General features: G+C 49.2%; 13 protein-coding genes. 7 read left to right on the forward strand and 6 right to left on the reverse strand.

Going from position 1 to position 18,825, the window contains the following annotated elements:
• Positions 1-184 precede the first annotated feature (184 nt).
• Complete coding sequence (pgsA, locus tag ACR6Z4_RS05345; RefSeq protein WP_479716200.1) at positions 185-697, reverse strand: CDP-diacylglycerol--glycerol-3-phosphate 3-phosphatidyltransferase; 513 nt, start codon at positions 695-697, stop codon at positions 185-187.
• Positions 698-988: 291 nt separating this feature from the next.
• Between pgsA and ACR6Z4_RS05350 the strand changes: the two genes are divergently transcribed.
• Positions 989-2,374 (forward strand): NAD-dependent succinate-semialdehyde dehydrogenase, encoded by a 1,386-nt coding sequence (locus ACR6Z4_RS05350; protein WP_479716201.1) that lies wholly within the window; start codon positions 989-991, stop codon positions 2,372-2,374.
• A 33-nt stretch (positions 2,375-2,407) separates the two neighbouring features.
• Positions 2,408-4,054, forward strand: coding sequence for an acetolactate synthase large subunit (locus tag ACR6Z4_RS05355; protein WP_479716202.1), 1,647 nt, complete (start codon positions 2,408-2,410; stop codon positions 4,052-4,054).
• 126 nt (positions 4,055-4,180) lie between these two features.
• On the opposite strand, the gene ACR6Z4_RS05360 is transcribed toward ACR6Z4_RS05355, so the two are convergent.
• Positions 4,181-4,861 carry an alpha/beta fold hydrolase gene (locus ACR6Z4_RS05360; RefSeq protein WP_479716284.1) on the reverse strand — a complete coding sequence of 227 codons (681 nt, stop codon included), beginning with the start codon at positions 4,859-4,861 and terminating at the stop codon, positions 4,181-4,183.
• A gap of 490 nt (positions 4,862-5,351) precedes the next feature.
• Between ACR6Z4_RS05360 and ACR6Z4_RS05365 the strand changes: the two genes are divergently transcribed.
• Together ACR6Z4_RS05365 and ACR6Z4_RS05370 are read left to right on the forward strand one after the other, a co-directional pair.
• Entirely contained in the window at positions 5,352-7,100 is a 1,749-nt protein-coding gene (locus ACR6Z4_RS05365) for an ABC transporter ATP-binding protein (RefSeq protein WP_479716203.1), read from the forward strand.
• 325 nt (positions 7,101-7,425) lie between these two features.
• The gene (locus ACR6Z4_RS05370; RefSeq protein WP_479716204.1) at positions 7,426-8,370 is read left to right on the forward strand and encodes a DUF5996 family protein; all 945 of its coding nucleotides are present in this window, start codon (positions 7,426-7,428) and stop codon (positions 8,368-8,370) included.
• A gap of 69 nt (positions 8,371-8,439) precedes the next feature.
• On the opposite strand, the gene topA is transcribed toward ACR6Z4_RS05370, so the two are convergent.
• Positions 8,440-11,184, reverse strand: coding sequence for a type I DNA topoisomerase (gene topA, locus ACR6Z4_RS05375; RefSeq protein ID WP_479716205.1), 2,745 nt, complete (start codon positions 11,182-11,184; stop codon positions 8,440-8,442).
• 832 nt (positions 11,185-12,016) lie between these two features.
• Between topA and ACR6Z4_RS05380 the strand changes: the two genes are divergently transcribed.
• The 3 genes from ACR6Z4_RS05380 (at position 12,017) to ACR6Z4_RS05390 (ending at position 15,621) form a co-directional block, all read left to right on the forward strand.
• On the forward strand, positions 12,017-13,594 hold the full coding sequence (locus ACR6Z4_RS05380; RefSeq protein ID WP_479716206.1) for an NAD(P)H-quinone oxidoreductase subunit N: 1,578 nt from the start codon (positions 12,017-12,019) through the stop codon (positions 13,592-13,594).
• A gap of 199 nt (positions 13,595-13,793) precedes the next feature.
• Positions 13,794-14,108 (forward strand): YkvA family protein, encoded by a 315-nt coding sequence (locus tag ACR6Z4_RS05385; protein ID WP_479716207.1) that lies wholly within the window; start codon positions 13,794-13,796, stop codon positions 14,106-14,108.
• 406 nt (positions 14,109-14,514) lie between these two features.
• Positions 14,515-15,621, forward strand: a complete 1,107-nt coding sequence (locus tag ACR6Z4_RS05390; RefSeq protein ID WP_479716208.1) for an ABC transporter permease — start codon at positions 14,515-14,517, stop codon at positions 15,619-15,621.
• 103 nt (positions 15,622-15,724) lie between these two features.
• Here ACR6Z4_RS05390 and ACR6Z4_RS05395 read toward each other — a convergent pair whose 3' ends face one another.
• From ACR6Z4_RS05395 to ACR6Z4_RS05405, 3 genes are all read right to left on the reverse strand, one after another.
• Complete coding sequence (locus ACR6Z4_RS05395) at positions 15,725-16,705, reverse strand: glycosyltransferase (protein ID WP_479716209.1); 981 nt, start codon at positions 16,703-16,705, stop codon at positions 15,725-15,727.
• 4 nt (positions 16,706-16,709) lie between these two features.
• Positions 16,710-17,162, reverse strand: coding sequence for an EVE domain-containing protein (locus ACR6Z4_RS05400; protein WP_479716210.1), 453 nt, complete (start codon positions 17,160-17,162; stop codon positions 16,710-16,712).
• A gap of 88 nt (positions 17,163-17,250) precedes the next feature.
• The gene (locus tag ACR6Z4_RS05405) at positions 17,251-18,756 is read right to left on the reverse strand and encodes a hemolysin family protein (protein WP_479716211.1); all 1,506 of its coding nucleotides are present in this window, start codon (positions 18,754-18,756) and stop codon (positions 17,251-17,253) included.
• Positions 18,757-18,825: the final 69 nt, after the last annotated feature.

Genomic DNA, 18,825 nt, shown 5'->3' on the forward strand with positions numbered 1-18,825 from the left:
AGGGGGTAAAACCCCCTCTTGGGGGTGCAGCCCCCAAACCTCCATGTTGCAAAATTTGGTGTTTGCAACACTAGCAGACCAATTAAAAGTTTTACAACGGGGTGCAGGGGTGGAACCCCTGCGTGGGGGCGCAGCCCCCCACCCCATGTTGCAAAATTTGGTGTTCGCAACAACTAGCCATAGTTCAGGTTGATGTTGTACGGTCTGGCAATAGATAGAGAATGCCCGAAGCCCAGGTCAACCCGACAGATAACCAGAAAGTAATAATGGCATAGATCGTAGAGGCAGTGATGGGTGCAATGAGCAATGCGATCGCCACAATTTGACTGACGGTTTTGAGTTTGCCCCACAGATTTGCCCCAGAAATTTTAGGTTGATTGACCCGCCATCCGGCGATCGCCAATTCTCTTGCCAAAATTAAAAAGACTCCCCAGGCAGGCACCTGCCCCAATTCCACCAGCGATAGCAACGGAGCCAACACCAGCAACTTATCTACCAATGGATCGAGAAATTTGCCCAGATCGGTCACTTGATTCAACCGCCGCGCCAGATAGCCATCCAGCCAATCTGTTCCCGCCGCTACTAAAAAGATCACCAGGGCAATCCAGCGGTTTAACTCGGTTGGCTGAACCAGGAGGTAGAGCAGAAAAGGCACCCCTACAAGGCGCGAAACCGTAATCCAGGTAGGCAAATTCATGGTGGCTGTTATCCGGAGATGATTTTTGTAGGGCAGGAATGCATCGCATTCCTGCCCTACAAAAATCATCTCTTAAATTCGCAATGCTGGGAAACGGGTTCGGCGATGCTGATTTAGGCGATGAAATTGGGTATGAGTGCTGCGCTCCGCGCGGCACTCACACCCAATTTCATCGCTGGATTAGGCAATGCTACGTGTTCATTTCATTACGGTTTATCAAAAATTTCAAACTTCTTAAGGTTCAGACTTTTTTTCTGACCACACTGGAAATAGGGAATTAGGAGATTTGTCATGGGTATCGCTACGATCAACCCGGCGACAGGGGAAACCGTGAAGGTTTTTGTAGCTCTAACAGATGAGGCGATCGCGCAGAAACTCGATCGGGCACAACACGCCTATGAACAGCATCGGCAGACATCCTTTGAGCAACGAGCTGACTGGATGAATGCAGCAGCACAGGTCTTACTTGACCATAAAGAGACTTACGGTCAACTGATGACACTGGAAATGGGCAAACCCATTAAGGCGGCGATCGCAGAGGTAGAGAAATCTGCCTGGGTCTGCCGTTATTATGCAGAACACGCTGCCCAGTTTTTAGCCGATGCGGTGATTGAAACGGATGCAAGTTCTAGCTTTATTTGCTATCAACCGATCGGCCCTGTGTTGGCAGTGATGCCGTGGAACTTTCCGTTTTGGCAAGTGTTCCGGTTTGCGGCTCCGGCACTGATGGCAGGCAATGTGGGGCTACTAAAACACGCGTCTAACGTGCCGCAATGTGCCTTAGCCATTGAGGAGATTTTTCTAAAAGCCGGATTTCCAGAAGGGGTTTTTCAAACGCTTTTAGTCGGAGCGGATCAAGTTGCCTCGATCATTTCAGACAATCGCGTTAAAGCGGGCACACTAACAGGAAGTGAACCTGCCGGAGCCAGTCTCGCCAGCTATGCTGGCAAACACATCAAAAAAACAGTGCTGGAGTTGGGCGGGAGTGATCCGTTTATCGTCCTCGCCAGTGCCGATCTGGATGCGGCAGTGGCAACTGCGGTCACGGCTCGCATGATTAACAACGGACAATCATGCATTGCGGCAAAGCGGTTTATTGTGCACGAGGCGATCGCCGATGAATTTGCCCAAAAATTGGTTGAGAAATACCAGGCGTTAACCATAGGCGATCCAGCCCTGCCCGATACCGATATTGGACCTCTTGCTACACCAACGATTTTGCAAGATCTTGTGCAGCAGGTAGACATGTGCCGTCAAGTGGGTGCCAGGGTATTGGTGGGGGGCGACCCCAGTGCCCTGGCGCTGGATGATCGATTGAAACCGGGTAACTTCTATCCACCCACCATCGTGGCAGACATTCCCTTGGATACGGCGATCGCCAAAGAAGAATTCTTTGGTCCCGTTGCTCTCCTGTTTCGGGTTGCTGATATCGATGCTGCCATTGCGCTGGCAAATGATACTCCCTTTGGGTTGGGCGCTAGTGCCTGGACTCAAGTACCCACTGAACGCGATCGCCTGGTGAATGAAGTTGAAGCAGGATGCGTCTTCATTAACAGCATGGTCAAATCTGACCCACGCCTTCCCTTTGGAGGCATCAAGCGATCGGGATATGGTCGAGAGTTGGGGATTCAGGGCATTCACGAGTTTGTCAACATCAAGACGATTTGGATCAAGTAACGCACACGGCTGAACCTTTGTAAGGAAACTCATATGAGCGACATGAACACGGCTGAACTCTTAGTCCGATGCTTAGAAAATGAAGGCGTTGAATATGTTTTCGGTCTTCCCGGAGAGGAAAATCTGCATGTCTTGCAGGCTCTGACCCACTCCTCGATTCAGTTCATCACCACCCGTCATGAACAAGGGGCAGCGTTTATGGCAGATGTGTATGGACGTCTGACCGGAAAAGCGGGAGTTTGTCTATCTACATTGGGACCGGGTGCGACCAACCTGATGACAGGGGTTGCAGATGCCAATCTAGATCGTGCGCCACTGGTTGCCATTACGGGGCAAGTTGGCACCGACCGAATGCATATTGAATCCCATCAATATCTTGATTTGGTGGCAATGTTTGCACCCGTCACCAAGTGGAACACGCAAATTGTTCGCCCCAGCAATACCGCAGAAATTGTTCGCCGCGCGTTCAAAATTGCTCAGACCGAAAAACCTGGTGCGGTTCACATTGACCTACCCGAAAATATTGCCGCGATGCCTGTGGTTGGCAAACCGCTCAACCCTGACGCCCGAGAAAAAGTCTATGCCTCGTTTCAAAGCATTGAACGGGCTGCGGAAGCGATCAACAATGCCGTGAATCCGATCATTTTGGTGGGGAATGGAGCGATTCGTGCCCATGCTAGTGATGCCTTACTAGAATTTGCAACGCGGCTCAATATCCCTGTCGCTAATACGTTTATGGGAAAAGGCGTGATTCCTTATACCCATCCTCTAGCGCTGTGGTGTGTTGGTTTGCAACAGCGGGATTACATCAGTTGTGGGTTTGACCATACAGATTTAGTAATTGCTGTTGGCTACGACTTGATTGAATATTCGCCCAAACGCTGGAATCCTCAAGGGGAGATTCCTCTGATTCATATCAACGCTACTCCAGCAGAAGTCGATAGTAGCTACATTCCTCTGGCAGAAGTGGTAGGCGATATCACCGATTCTCTGCAAGAAATCTTGAAGCGGGCAGATCGGACGGGCAAACCAGACCCCTATGCCATTCATCTCAAAGCAGAAATTCAGGCTGATTATCAGGAACATGCCCATGATGATGGCTTCCCGATCAAGCCCCAAAAGCTGATTTATGATTTGCGGCAGGTGATGGGTCCCGAAGATATTGTTATTTCTGATGTAGGTGCCCACAAGATGTGGATGGCACGCCATTATCATTGCGATCGCCCCAATACGTGCATCATTTCCAATGGTTTTGCAGCCATGGGGATTGCTATTCCAGGAGCGATCGCCGCTAAGCTCGTTGCTCCCAACCGCAAGGTCGTTGCCGTTACCGGAGACGGGGGCTTCATGATGAACAATCAAGAACTAGAGACGGCACTGCGAATTAAAACTCCCTTTGTCACCATTATTTTTAATGACGGTGGGTACGGCTTGATTGAGTGGAAACAACTCAACTATTACGGTGAATCTCACTTTGTCCGTTTTACCAACCCTGACTTTGTTAAACTGGCTGAGAGTATGGGTTTGAAGGGCTATCGAGTGCAATCTAGTGCAGACTTTATTCCCATGCTCAAGAGTGCTTTAGCCGATGATGTACCTGCCATTATCGATTGCCCAGTCGATTATCGGGAAAATCTCCGCTTTAGCCGGAAAGCAGGCGATCTGAGCTGTGCCATTTGAGCTAAGGTGACATACTTGCACCCCCTGAATCAGAATCAGTTAGCGACAAGTATGTGTTGAAACACTTTGCGGAGCAAAGTGTTTCAACACACTACCATTCTGCTTGTGAATGCGTAGTGAGGTATATCATGCCCTATTAGCTGCCGCTTCCCGAATGACGGTCAATACTTCCGTCGGATGTGAAATCATAGGAAAGTGGCTGGAAGGTACATCAATGGTTTTGGCACCCATACGCTGAGACAAATCACGCTGTAAAGCAGGTGGAACCGCTTTATCGTGGGTCGCCACAATATACCAGCTTGGTTTATGTTTCCAGGCCGGCAGACCTGCCGTTACTTGCGTTAAAGATGCGGAGGGTGGTGTTTGGGTGGCATAAAGTAATGCTTGTCTTGCTTCTGAAAGGTCGCTCGCCAACACGTCTTCGACACCCTCTCGAGAAATCCAAATAAAACCATTTTGTTCTTGAAAATGTGGTGAAGGCGTTCCGTAGCGACTCATCAAATCAATCATCGATTCGCCAGCATCGGGAGCAAGAGCCGCAATATACACTAAGCCGGATACGTGTTCGTGATGACCAACTTCGCTAATGACAAAGCCGCCCCACGAATGACCCACTAAAATACACGGCTCTTTGATTCGATCTAACGCGCATTTTGTCGCGGCAATATCATCGGCTAGAGAGGTGAGTGGGTTTTGAACTGAAATGACCTCATACCCGTCTGCTAACAAGGTCGGAATAATGTCGCTGTAACAAGAGCCATCTGCCCAAAAACCATGGACTAATACGATGTTTTTAATGGTGCTCATAAATTTTCTTGCTAATTTTGTGGTGGTATTCAGGTAATGATTTTTCGTGGCGCGGGCGACGCCCGCGCCACAAAAAATCACTGCATTTTTAGGACTACCGCTAATTTGGGGGATAGTTTCGACTGTGAAATCGCAGGTTTCATGGTCAAATTTATTTTGATATGGTTCTACGCAATCTAGTTAGGACATCGGGGGAGTGGGGGCGTGCCCCCACGCAGGGGTTCCACCCCTGCACCCCGTCCTAACCTTAATGCGTACTGCTACATTTAAGGATCACAAATTAACTAAAATCCGGACGTTTATGTTTAGAAGCGCGGCGGAGCCGCGCTTCCAAACATAAATCTTTGGTCTATTAAATCCACGATTCTAAGAGATACCTTTAAGCAAAGAGAACCAAAGAGTTACCCCTTTTCTACAATTTTTTAGGGAGCTGCCACACAAAAGCAGGAACTAGGGTGTAGGGTGTAGAAAGTTTTGATTGCCGCTCCTTATGGCTCGTTCTCAATTTAACAAACTGACGACCTACCTGCGTCCGCATTGGCGACAGGCGACTTTGGGTGTTGCTTCGCTACTGGGAGTAAACGCGTTAGGGGTCTATATTCCGTTGCTGATTCGCGATGGAATTGACGAACTCCAAACAACGTTTAGCTTTCAGCAGGTGCTTTCCTATGCCCTGGTGATCGTAGCAATGGCTTCGGTCATGCTGTTGATGCGGATGGCATCGCGAATTTTTCTGTTTGGGGTTGGGCGGCAGGTGGAGTTTGACCTGAAACAAAGGATTTTTAATCATTTGTTGCGCATGGAGCCTGCCTACTTTGCTGCCAATACGGTTGGCGATTTGATCAGCCGAGCGACCAGCGACGTAGACAATATTCGTCGGCTACTGGGGTTTGCGGTGCTGAGTTTGGCGAATACCATATTTGCCTATGCGCTGACCCTGCCTGTGATGTTATCCATCAGCACCCGGTTGACGCTGGTGGCGATCGCCGTTTACCCCATCATGTTTTTCATGGTGCACCTGTTTAGCAATCGGCTGCGGTCTGAGCAGTTATCGGTGCAAGAAGAAACCTCCAGTCTGAGCGACCTGATCCAGGAAGACATGAGTGGGATGGCACTGATTAAAATTTATGCTCAAGAAGAAAATGAGCGGTCTGCTTTCCAACACCTCAATCAGCAGTTATTAACTGCCAACCTGAAACTGGCAAGAACTCGAACGATGCTGTTTCCCTTATTGGGTGGGTTAGCCAGCATTAGTTTACTGGTGGTGTTGAGTCTGGGTTCGGGGGCGATCGCCGATGGTGAATTGAGTATTGGCGACTTTATTGCGCTCTTGCTGTACGTAGAACGGTTGGTCTTCCCAACAGCATTGCTCGGATTTACGATTACTGCCTATCAACGGGGTGAAGTCAGTATCGATCGGATCGAGTATATTCTTTCCGTTGATCCAGAAATCAAAGACCCGCCCAACGCCATCCCTCTGCCGCTGGCAACCGTTAAAGGTGAGCTAAGAGTGGATCATCTCAACTTTGCCTACCCGGAGGCGAAGCAGCCCGCCCTTACCAATCTCAGTTTTACCGTCAATCCAGGAGAAACGGTTGCCATTGTAGGACCGATCGGCTCAGGTAAATCAACCCTGGCCAATGCCCTGCCACGACTGCTGGATATTGCTCCGGGACAGGTATTTGTTGATGGTTATGACATTACCCAATTACGCTTACACGATCTGAGAGCGGCGATCGCCTATGTGCCACAGGATAGTTTCTTGTTTAGCACCACGATTAAAAACAACATTCGCTACGGCGATCCCCTGAGCGAACAACCAGACATCGAAACTTCTGCTAAGCAAGCCCAGATTCATCCCGAAATTCTCAATTTTCCCCAACAATATAAAACTGTTGTGGGTGAACGAGGAATTACGCTGTCGGGTGGTCAACGTCAGCGAACGGCGCTGGCACGAGCATTGCTGGTCGATGCACCCATTCTGATTTTGGATGATTCTCTCTCCAGTGTGGATAATCAAACCGCTACCGAAATTTTGAAAAATCTTTCGGAAGGAACAAAACGTAAAACAGTAATTTTCATCTCGCACCAACTTTCAGCCGCTGCCATGGCAGATCGGATTTTGGTGATGGATCGGGGACAAATCGTGCAATCGGGTAAGCATGAAGAATTGCTGTCTCAACCTGGGCTCTACCAAAGCTTGTGGACGCAGCATGAGCTAGAAGAAGTCTTGAATTAATCCGCCATTGGGCGCATTGATGGATTCATACCCATCACCTTTATGCTTTTGAGCACACAGCGCTATCTCAGGATCGTGGATTGAATAAAACCGAAGATTTATTTTTGGAAGCGCGGCTCCGCCGCGCCTCCAAAGATAAGCTTTCGAGTTTGATTTAAGTTGTGATCCTAATCTGTTTCGATAGAATTCAGGTCTTCTGCCTATTCCTATAGCAATTTTCAAGGGCATGAAGTACAAGTTGTTGAGAGAGAGCCGCGCGCCGCGCGGCTCTCTCTCAACAACCGTAATCTATCCAGGCGCAAAGCGCTATGTAGAGGTTCGTAGTATGGCTATCTCCGCTCCTAGTTTATCGCCTGACGTTTGGCTGCCGCTGCCGATTGCCACCTGGCAAGACACCAATGAAACCTTGCAGTTGTGGACTCAGATTGTTGGCAAGATTCGATTAGCTCTGGCTCCCAAAATCAACCATTGGTGGCATTCAACGCTCTACGTCACGCCGCGTGGGCTGACAACATCAACCATTCCTTATGGCAGCCGCAGTTTTCAAATCACCTTCGATTTTCTCAATCATCACCTGCTAATAGAAACCAGCGATGGCACCACGAACACCGTTGAACTTATGCCCCGTTCTGTGGCTGATTTTTATCAAGCCGTAATCGGCGCATTAACCGATCTGGGAATCGAGGTGCAGATCTGGACAATGCCGCAGGAAGTGACAGATCCCATTCCGTTTGAGCAAGACGAACGTCATGCTGCCTATGATGTAGATTGCGTGCAACGGTTCTGGCAAATTCTAGTTCAATGCGATCGCCTGATGACCCTCTTCCGTGCCCGCTATGCCGGAAAATGCAGTCCTGTCCATTTCTTTTGGGGTAGCTTTGATCTGGCAGTGACTCGGTTTTCAGGACGTCGTGCGCCCGATCATCCCGGCGGTGTTCCCAACATGGCAGATTGGGTAACGCGAGAAGCCTACTCTCATGAAGTCAGCAGTTGCGGGTTTTGGTTTGGCAAGGGAGCCATAGACGCGCTGTTCTATGCCTATGCCTATCCCGCTCCAGAGGGTTTCAAAGATTATGAAATTCAACCTCAAGCAGGCTTTTTTAGCCCGGAGATGCAAGAGTTTGTGTTGCCCTATGAGGCGGTGTGTCGTGCCAGTGATCCCGATGCCATGGTGTTAACCTTTTTGCAGAGTACTTACGAAGCTGCCGCAAATTTAGGGCATTGGGATCGCGCGGCTTTGGAATACAACCCCGTCACCCAGTGCGGTTGAGTCAAGACGGGTGAGCAGGTGAACAGCGGCGCTCTGCGCCGCTGTTCACCTGCTCACGATAGGTTTACACTAAGACGATTTGGTAGAACGGCTGGTCGATTTACTCGACTTACTGGTTTTACTCGATTTCGTCGTCGATTTGGTTGACTTTGCTTTTGTGGTGCTTGTCTTCTTGGCGGTGGCTTTGGTGTCGTCTGACTGGCTAGCCTCAGATTTGCTGGCAGCCGCTTTTGATTTTGCTGCCGTTTTGCCTTTGCCTTTAGTTTTGGAACTTGCTTTAGCTGCGATCGCTTGCAATGCCATGTCCATCGTCAACGAATCAACGGTAGCTCCTTCGGGCAACGACGCATTCACCTTGCCATATTTGACATAGGGTCCATAGGGACCGTTGTAGATATTCACGGGCTCGCCATCTTCGGGATGGGCACCCAACTCTCTCAGGGGAGCAACGGCTGTTTTGCCGCGTCCACGTCCGGCTTTGGGTTCCGCCAACAGTTCCAGGGCACGTTCTAGAGTAATCGTGAGAACATCATCATCCCCTTTGATCGAGCGATAATCTTTACCTACTTTGCCCTGATCGTGAACCACATAGGGTCCAAACCGTCCTAAACTTGCCTGAATCTTGCTGCCCGTGTCAGGATGAACCCCTAACGTTCGTGGCAGCGATAACAGGGCAACCGCTTTCTCCAGAGTCACATCTTGAGGATTGACACCTTTCGGCAGAGAGGCGCGTTTGGGTTTGGGGTTGCCTTCCGATTCTTCGCCCAATTGCACATAAGGACCGTAGGGACCAATCAGCGAAAAGATCGGTTCTCCGGTATCGGGATGCAGCCCAATTTTTTCGGGACCATCGGTCTTCTGGCGCAAGAGAATTTCTACCTGCCCCGGATCGAGATCGGCGGGGGTCAAGTCTTGCGGCAAAGAAGCTTTAACGGGTCCATCGCTATTTTCGGATTCAATATAGGCTCCGTAGCGACCAATCCGCACTCTGACATTGATCCCTTCCAGATCAACGGCACGCGCTTCATTGGGATCGATCTGGTCTTCCCGTTGCTTCACCTGATTTTCTAGCCCGGTTTCGCCCAGATAAAATTCTTTCAGGTAGGGCAACCATTTTGCTTCCCCGGTCGAAATTTCATCCAGGGTGCGTTCCATACGGGCAGTGAAGCTCGTATCCACCAGGTCTGGAAAGTTCTTTTCCAACAGGGTCGTTACGGCAAAGGCAGTAAAGGTGGGTACCAGGCTATTGTTGACCATTTGAGCATAGCCCCGGTCGATAATAGTGCCGATGATGCTGGCATAGGTGCTGGGACGACCGATCCCCTCACTTTCTAAAGTTTTGACCAGTGATGCTTCGCTATAGCGGGCAGGGGGTTGAGTTTCGTGGGCGATCGCCTCCAATTCCTCACAGTTGGGGTGATCCCCAGACCGCAAGGTGGGCAAAATCACTTCCTGATCTTCAATCGCTGCATTGGGATCATCCGATCCCTCGACGTAGGCTCGAAAGAATCCGGGAAAATCGATGCGCTTACCAGTCGCCCGAAACCCTGCATCTTCAGCCTGAATTTGCACGGTGATATGGGTTTGGCGTGCTTCTGCCATCTGCGTCGCCACGGTGCGCTTCCAGATCAAGTCATAGAGTTTCAGATCCCGGCCGCTCAGTCCGGTTTCTTGCGGGGTACGGAAGGTGCTGCCAGCCGGACGAATGGCTTCATGTGCTTCCTGGGCACCTTTACTTTTGGTGGAATATTGTCGGGGTTGAGGGCTGAGATACTCACTGCCATAGCGAGTCTCGACACACGCACGAGCTGCGGCGATCGCCTGTTGCGACAGGTTCACCGAATCCGTTCGCATGTAAGTGATATAGCCCTGTTCATACAGACTTTGAGCTGTCCGCATGGTGTCCCGAGCGGTCAACTTCAGCTTGCGGTTTGCCTCTTGCTGCAAGGTCGATGTTGTAAATGGCGGAGAAGGCTTGCGGGTAGACGCTCGTTCTTCCAGATTGGTGACCGTCCAGGTGCTTTGCTGAAGCCGATCTTGCAGCGATCGCGCTTCGGCTTCACCCAAGAGTAAGACGTTACGCCCCTGGATAATTTGCCCCGTCGATTCATCAAAATCGCTGCCTGTGGCAACGCGGGTGCCATTGAGCGAAACCAGTTTGGCTTCAAATGGAGTGCTGTCCTGGGTCAGTGTTGCCTTCAGATCCCAATAGCTGCCCTGACGGAAGGCACGCCGTTGCCGTTCTCGCTGCACCAGCAACCGCACTGCTACCGACTGAACGCGTCCGGCAGACAATCCCCAGGCAATTTTTTTCCAGAGCAAGGGCGATAGCGTATAGCCTACCAACCGATCGAGAATGCGGCGGGTCTCTTGTGCCCGCACCAGTTGCTCATCGACATCTCGGCAGTTGTGTAAGGCATCCCGAATTGCCTCTTCGGTAATTTCGTGAAATACCATGCGTTTGGTTGGCACTTTGGGTTGTAAAACCTGCAACAAATGCCAACTAATACTTTCACCCTCTCGGTCTTCGTCAGTTGCCAAGACTAACTCATCTACATTTTTGAGCGCGTCTTTTAGCCCCTTTACAATCTTTTTTTTGTCTTGAGGGACGATGTAAAGCGGCTCAAAATCTGCACCGACATTGACCCCGATCTTTGCCCACTCTTCACCCTTGACCGCTGCGGGAATATCGCTGGCGGACTGAGGCAAATCGCGAACGTGCCCCATAGAGGCTTCGACCTGGTAGCCAGGTGGCAAATAGTTGCGAATCGTTTTGGCTTTCGTAGGAGATTCAACGATGACGAGAGTAGACATTCTTAATGATCAATCGCATCTGGAGGGAAACAAGAAATTGTTCAAATTTCAAATTGAACAGACTTTAGCAGAGTTGTACCCATTCTCTAACTGATTATGGATACCCTCATTGCCAAAGTACCGAATACTATAGCAATCCTAATTGAGATTCGACGGTTGAGTCGGAATATCGCTAGTCGAGCAAACACTAAATTTTGCCACATGAGGGGTGGGGCGCAGCTCCCAGGAAGGGTTTCACTCCTTCTATTTCCCACAAAACGGTTAACTGGGCGGACTGGTAGAGCACAATTGACTGGTTTGCCACCAGGTGCAGGGGTAGAACCCCTATATGGAGGTGCAGTTCCTACACCCCAGGCTGCAAAGTTTGGCGTCTGCACCATGAGTCATCCTGTGAGTTCATCTTAGGTCTTTCGTCTCAACATGCTAGTCGCGGTTTCCTTTTTACTAACAGCTACGATTCTATGAGGTCAACCCTGTAAGGATCGTGGATTTAATAAAACCAAAGATTTATTTTTATCAACGCGGCGTCGCTGCGCTGACAAAAATGAATTTCTGGGTTCATGTGATCCTGAGGCAGGCAAGATCCCTAGTTCTTTACTTATAGCTAGCACAATAAAAACTTAGGGGAGATTGCGTTGTCTGCGGCTAGATTAGACATATTTGCAAGGTATGATGCACTTAGTATTGAGATTTCCTGTGCTCAGGGCACGAAAAATCAATCGATTCAAAGCCATTGTGACGTTAACTCAGATTAGTTGAGTTCATGCTCACTCGCGTTTGAATGTTTTTCATAAGTTAAGACTTTTGTTACTTTTCTTAACCTGCCGATCCTATGGACTTTGCCAATCTTGCAGCCCAGTTAAACGCTGGAACCATACTCCCTGAAGGGATTGTGATAGTGACTCTGCTCTTAGTGCTAGTGGGTGATCTGATTGTCGGGCGATCGTCTTCACAATGGACTCCCTATTTGGCGATCGCTGGACTCCTGGCGGCGGTCGGTGATTTGTGCTTGCAGTGGGATGTTGCAGATCCCGTTTCCTTTTTTGGAGCGTTCAACAGCGACGATCTGAGCATCGTATTTCGCGGCATTATCGCTCTTTCGGCAGTTTTCACGATTCTCATGTCGATTCGCTATGTCGAACAATCGGGAACATCCCTGGCAGAATTCATCACCATCCTGCTAACGGCAACCCTGGGGGGGATGTTTTTGTCGGGTGCGAATGAATTAGTTATGATTTTTGTCTCGTTAGAGACATTGAGTATCTCGTCATACCTGCTGACCGGCTACATGAAGCGAGATCCCCGCTCAAACGAAGCGGCGCTAAAGTATCTGTTGATCGGCGCGGCAAGTTCGGCAATCTTCTTGTATGGCACGTCTCTGCTCTATGGGCTGTCGGGCGGTGAAACTCGTCTCAGCACCATTACCGCTCAGATTGCCAGTAGCCATACCGATGAGTCGATTGGCGTGATTATCGCTCTGGTTTTTGTCATTGCCGGGATCGCTTTCAAAATTGCCGCTGTGCCCTTTCACCAATGGACACCGGATGTCTATGAAGGCTCCCCGACGCCCGTTGTTGCCTTTCTATCCGTGGGTTCAAAAGCAGCAGGGTTTGCCCTGGCAGTCCGCCTATTGCTCAGTGCTTTCCCGACTGTGACCGAGCAATGGCACTTTGTCCTGACGGCTCTAGCGATCTTGAGTATGATTTTGGGCAACGTCGTGGCTCTGGCACAAACCAGTATGAAGCGACTGCTAGCCTACTCTTCGATCGGTCAAGCGGGTTTTGTCATGATCGGGCTGATTATTGGCTCCGATGCAGGATACGCCAGTATGATTTTCTATCTGCTGGTCTATCTGTTCATGAACCTGGGCGGGTTTGCCTGCGTTATCTTGTTTAGCTTGCGCACAGGCACGGATGAAATTAGCGAATACAGCGGCTTGTATCAAAAAGATCCTTTATTAACCCTTGCGTTAAGCGTTTGTTTGCTCTCTCTCGGGGGCATTCCACCGTTGGCAGGGTTCTTTGGAAAACTTTATCTATTTTGGGCAGGTTGGCAGGCAGGCGCATATTGGCTCGTGCTGATTGGCTTGCTCACCAGTGTGATTTCCATCTATTACTACATTCGTGTGGTCAAGATGATGGTGGTCAAAGAGGCTCACGAGGTTTCGGATGCGGTCAAAAATTATCCCGAAATTCGTTGGAATCTGTTGGGAATGCGTTCACTCCAGGTTGGCATCGTTCTGGCACTGGTTGTCACCTCCATCGGTGGAATTCTGTCGAACCCGTTGTTTACCCTTGCCAATGATTCTGTAATACGAACTCCGCTGTTGCATTCTGCGGCAGTGCAAGCGGATCAAACTGTTATGGTTCAGCCAACGGCAGTGGTTCCATCAGATGCTTTGAACCTCTAAATTCCACTATTGATTTAGATGATCAGGGGTCGTGCAGTAACGCTGTGCGACCCCTGATCACTTGCGGCATTACTGAATCCAGTAGGCAACAGGTGGGAGTTTCTACACCTCTACGATTGCGAATATCCACACCTAAGAGACATTCAAGCTAGCCCTTAGATTTGTCATGATTAGAAATGTAATTTGCTAGGACACGCCCATGAACTCTCCGGTGCAAGCGCTCTATAACTGGTACCGTAGCTTGATTGCCAATCCTAAATACCGCTGGTGGATTATTCTCGGTACCCTGGTTTACTTGATTAGCCCGATTGATATTGCACCCGATTTTATTCCCTTTATCGGTCAGATCGATGATGCAGTCTTGTTGTCACTGCTGGTCGCCGAGGTTGCCCAGGTGTTAGGCGATCGCATTAAAGCCGGTAAAGATCGTCAGACAACCCAAGCCACTGGGGCAAGCAATACTACGACAGCGAGTGCTGAGACCGTGGATGTTAATGCCGTTTCGGTTGAGTAAGCGGACAAAAGCTGCCGATTTTTGCGCTACACCCATCACAATGGCAGCTGACCAAATTTATAGATTAACGAGATTTGACGGGAAAGCCTTGCCTTCCCGTCAAATACCGCGTGAGTGCCGCGCGGAGCGCGGCACTCGTACCGATTAAACAGACTGCACGGCACATCAAGCTTCTGTAAGGGCGCATGGTGATGCGCCCCTGTGGTATCTGGTGCGATCGCTAATTAAATTGGTATCACACCAAATTTCACAGCTGGATTAAACAATGCCTTTCAATCCTCTGCTTAGGATTGTGGATTTAATAAAGCCAAAGATTTATTGTTGAAAGCGCGGCGGAGCCACGCTTCCAACAATAAACGTCCGGGTTTTAATTAATTTGTGATCCTTAAGGTGATAGAAGAGGATAATGAAGCGGATTTTGTCTCAAAGTGTTAAAGAACTCTCTCAATTTAGTCGCGATCGTCTGACGGTTGCGCTGGCATTCTTACTACCCTTCTTAACTCTGATTATTTTTGGATTTGCGATTCGATTAGAAGCCAAGAATATTCCAATCATCGTCCAAGATTTTGATAATAGTGCCCTGAGCCGTAGCTATATTGAGCGGTTATTTGCAACCAACCAGTTTGATCCAGTGAGCTGGTCAGGAGATGATCCCGTCAAAGATGCGATCGATCCAGCCTTAGCTAAAGCTGCGGTAATTATTCCACCCGATTTTTCTCGCTTGATCAAATCCGGAGAATCGAGTCCGGTTCAAGTTGTGATTGATGGGTCAGATGTCAACAATGCGCGTGTCATTCAAAATAGTATTCAGGCAACCACCCGATTTTTTTTAAGAAATTCTGAGCTACAGTCCACGCCCCAATTAGTCACCACTCGCACCCGCATTTGGTTTAATCCCGGACGCAAAGAATCGCTCTATATAGTTCCCGGTACCTGTGCGGTGATTTTGTGGATTTATCCTTCACTACTAGCCGCGATCGCCATGGTTCGGGAAAAGGAGCAGGGAACCCTGGTGCAAGTTTACGCCTCTAGCATGAGCGCAGTCGAGCTAATTTTAGGCAAAGCATTGGCATATCTGCTGATTGGGTTGAGCGAAGCGATCGCCATTTTTATAATTAGTGCGATCGTCTTCGGCTTACGTTTAGCAGGTGATCCGACTCCTCTGGTAATAGGTACACCGATCTATGTCGGAGCTGCCGTCATGTTTGGTTTAATGTTGGGTACCAAAGCCAGTAACCAGAGTGCAGCCGTTCAAGGGGTAGCAACTGTCGGCTTTTTAACAGCATTGCTGTTATCGGGATTTATCTATCCTCTGAGCAATATTCCGTTTCCGCTCTCCCTGGTGTCCAATATCGTACCCGCACGCTATTACATTGTCATCGTTCGGGATGCCTTCGTTCGAGGAACGGGTTGGACAGGGATTTGGATACATATGCTGATGCTGATCGTGTTAGGACTGCTGTTGTTTAACGCTACCCGCCGCAATCTTAACCAGATGCAACTGCCTGATTAATTCTTATAGCGCTTCGCACCTGGATAGATTACAGGTGTTGTGTGAGAGCCACGCTCCGCGTGGCTCTCACGCAACACCTCGTACTTCACGCCATTGAAAATTTCTATAACATTTGCATCAGGGCTTGCCATTGAGGCGATCGCCCCAAAGCCTCTGCATCTAGTTCATGTCCCCAATTTTTTGAAAACTCAGTGAAACTATCTGCCCAATGCACAACTGTTTCAATGGGGGAATAGGGTGTGTAAGTCAGCGATCGCGTAAGAGACTCTGCCATTTCATTGACATGCCCTGTGTGGTACAAATACCAGGCAATCCAAACCAGGGTATGATAGCGGGTCGATGGCTCTAACCAGCGAATAGGTTCGGGTAAGTGAGGTTGCGCAAAAAAGTGATCGAGGACGGCAGCCAGCGATCGCGCCTGAGGTAAGCCTTTATGCATAGCACTGTCGGGATGCTGGCGATAGCCCACCGTTACCTGACGTAGCCAGTCTGCCTCACATCCCATTAATGCCAATCGCAAGACCAACTCCGTATCTTCTGCTGGCGGAAAGCGCAGATCGAAGCCTCCCGATCGCTCTAGCCAAGCGCGCCGAAACATCATGGCACTGGGCAAGATCGGTTTCCAGCGTAACCAGTTTTCTAGATTCAGGATGGGGATCTGGTGCCAGGGTTCTACGTCCATCAACTCCTGTCCCTGTTCATCCACTCTACACCAACCGCTATGAACCAGTCCCAACTGGGGCTGAGCTTCAAAAACTGCTACCTGAGCGGCTAACTTATCAGGCAAGAAAAAATCATCCGCATCGAGAAACGCAATCCATTTCCCCCTGGCTGCACCCATGCCGCAATTACGCGCCGCTGATACCCCCTGATTAGATTGATAAATGTAGCGAATGCGATCGCCTCTGTTCTGCTCGACTTGATAGTGCTCTACCAGGTGCTGCGTCCGGTCAGTAGAGCCATCATCCACAATGATCAGTTCCCAGTAGGGATACGTTTGGCTCAATACACTGGCGATCGCCTGGGGTAAAAAGCGATCGCAGTTATAGGTAGGGATAATGACACTGACCTTGACAGAATTCACAGATTTAACGTGCCATATGCAAGATTTTGGTTGCTACGTTTTCAGGAACAGGCATGACCGAAAGTCGATTGCCCTGACGCACTACTAATAATTCTTCGGGTGCAAATGTTTGTCGCAAAGCATCAAGGGTAATGATAGCGGGAAATTGTTCAAAAAAATCCACCATCACAGTTTGCCAACGCGGATTATCGGTAGGCGATTTAGCATCGTAATACTTGCTTTTGGGATCAAATTGGCTAGGGTCATCCAGCCCCGATTTAACCACCCGCATCAGCCCAACAATTCCCGGAGGCACAGTATTGGAATGGTAGAAAAATACGAGATCTTCAGGTTGCATCGATCGCAAAAAATTTCGCGCTTGATAATTGCGCACCCCATCCCAAATTGTTTCTTTATCCCGCGCCAGGTCAGCAATCCCATAAACATCTGGCTCCGATTTCATTAACCAATAACTCATAGAACCGTAGAACGTTTTTAACTTTAAGGTTGAAATATATTAGCTATTAGCTGTTAGCTGTTAGCTGTTAGCTGTTAGCTATTAGCTATTAGCTGTTTTCATCTTTGCTCATGCCATCCTCTAGTTCTTCTGCTGCTTTCGCTTCTTCTGTTTCCAAGTCCAAGCGGCTAGATTCGATGGAATTAGAAATCAGTTCATCAAAATCATCATTGACGGACAGTGGGTCTAACCGATGAATTTTGATTTGGTGTAAGCGGGGTCCTTCGGCAGAAACGACGGTGAGTTCGTAATGGTTGTATTGAAGTTGCTCGCCAGGAGTAGGGATTTTCTGCATTTGGTAAATTAAAAAACCACCCAGGGTTTGGTAGTCTTCGGACAGGGGTAAATCTACGCTGAGTAGCTCGTTCACCTCTTCTAGATCGCTTTGTGCCTGCACCAGGAAAGTGCGTTCGTCTAAAATTTGAACGGTGGCTTCTTCTTCATCTTCGGGTTCGTGCGACTCGCCAATAATTTCGGCAACCAGGTCTTCTAGGGTGACTAATCCGGCAGTGCCCCCAAATTCATCGATCACCACTGCCATTGCCTGTCCTGTGCGTTGCATTTGTTGCAGGAGGCGATTGAGGGGTAGATTTTCAGGAATAAATTGAGCCGGTCGAACCCATGCTTGAATTGAACTGGCGGGCGTCAGAATGCCCTCAAACATCGGCTCTGCCAGCTCTTTGAAGTAGATGATGCCCTGAATGTCATCCAACGATTCTCCAATCACCGGGTAGCGGGAATGCCCAGATATGGATACTTCCTGAAGAAACTCTTGGAATGTGGCATCTTTGGAAATGGCGACGACACTGGTACGGGGCACCATCACTTCGCGGGTAGAGACATCGGCAAATTCTAAAACATTGCTGAGAATTTCTCGTTCTTCGGCTTGCAGACCTGGAGATTCGGTAGAGGTGCTGATAATCAGCTGAAGTTCTTCGGTGGTCAATCGGTTGTACCAACCCTGCCCGGTATATTGAATGCCCACCAGACGTAAGAGCAGTCGGGTAGATTGGTTTAGCGTCCAGATAAAGGGCTTGAAGAAACGGGCGATCGCCAAACTAGGGGCACCTAAAAATCGGGCTAGCTGTTCTGGGTACAACATCGCAACCGATTTAGGACACAACTCACCCAATACAATCTGAAGATACGCAATTAAGATGAACGCACCCGGAATGGCAATAGAATGCGATAAGGCATAGGTTGTCTGAGGGGGTAGGGGAAGGCCATCGACCCAGGTGGATAAAACCAGTGCCATAGTGCCTTCACCAATCCAACCCAGTGCCAGACTCGAAAGGGTAATGCCCAGCTGCGTGGTAGAAAGCAGGCGATCGATGCTCTGGTGTAAATCTTGAACGGTCTGAGCTTGAATATCTCCGGCAGATGCCAGTTGGTTAATGCGCGATCGCCTGACTGAAACGATGGAAAACTCGGTCGTTACAAAAAAAGCGTTAATCGCGATCAACAAAAATACTGATAGCAGTCGCAACACAATATCTGACCCAGTCAATAATTGAGTGGAGTCAACTGCCAATAAATTAAGGGCAAGGGGGTTCATCCGTGGAAAAAAGTAAGACAGACCACAGTAAAAAGTTGATGAATGCCAGCAAGAGCCAATGATACTGCT

Source organism: Calyptranema fuscum S582, assembly GCF_055793305.1.

What these genes read in the sequence shown, in the direction of transcription:
- ACR6Z4_RS05365 (WP_479716203.1), top strand. Translation starts at nt 5,352, where the DNA reads ATGGCTCGTTCTCAATTTAACAAACTGACGACCTACCTGCGTCCGCAT.
- ACR6Z4_RS05380 (WP_479716206.1), top strand. Translation starts at nt 12,017, where the DNA reads ATGGACTTTGCCAATCTTGCAGCCCAGTTAAACGCTGGAACCATACTC.
- ACR6Z4_RS05405 (WP_479716211.1), bottom strand. Translation starts at nt 18,756, where the DNA reads ATGAACCCCCTTGCCCTTAATTTATTGGCAGTTGACTCCACTCAATTA.
- ACR6Z4_RS05390 (WP_479716208.1), top strand. Translation starts at nt 14,515, where the DNA reads ATGAAGCGGATTTTGTCTCAAAGTGTTAAAGAACTCTCTCAATTTAGT.
- ACR6Z4_RS05355 (WP_479716202.1), top strand. Translation starts at nt 2,408, where the DNA reads ATGAGCGACATGAACACGGCTGAACTCTTAGTCCGATGCTTAGAAAAT.
- ACR6Z4_RS05370 (WP_479716204.1), top strand. Translation starts at nt 7,426, where the DNA reads ATGGCTATCTCCGCTCCTAGTTTATCGCCTGACGTTTGGCTGCCGCTG.
- pgsA (WP_479716200.1), bottom strand. Translation starts at nt 697, where the DNA reads ATGAATTTGCCTACCTGGATTACGGTTTCGCGCCTTGTAGGGGTGCCT.
- topA (WP_479716205.1), bottom strand. Translation starts at nt 11,184, where the DNA reads ATGTCTACTCTCGTCATCGTTGAATCTCCTACGAAAGCCAAAACGATT.
- ACR6Z4_RS05350 (WP_479716201.1), top strand. Translation starts at nt 989, where the DNA reads ATGGGTATCGCTACGATCAACCCGGCGACAGGGGAAACCGTGAAGGTT.
- ACR6Z4_RS05385 (WP_479716207.1), top strand. Translation starts at nt 13,794, where the DNA reads ATGAACTCTCCGGTGCAAGCGCTCTATAACTGGTACCGTAGCTTGATT.
- ACR6Z4_RS05400 (WP_479716210.1), bottom strand. Translation starts at nt 17,162, where the DNA reads ATGAGTTATTGGTTAATGAAATCGGAGCCAGATGTTTATGGGATTGCT.
- ACR6Z4_RS05360 (WP_479716284.1), bottom strand. Translation starts at nt 4,861, where the DNA reads ATGAGCACCATTAAAAACATCGTATTAGTCCATGGTTTTTGGGCAGAT.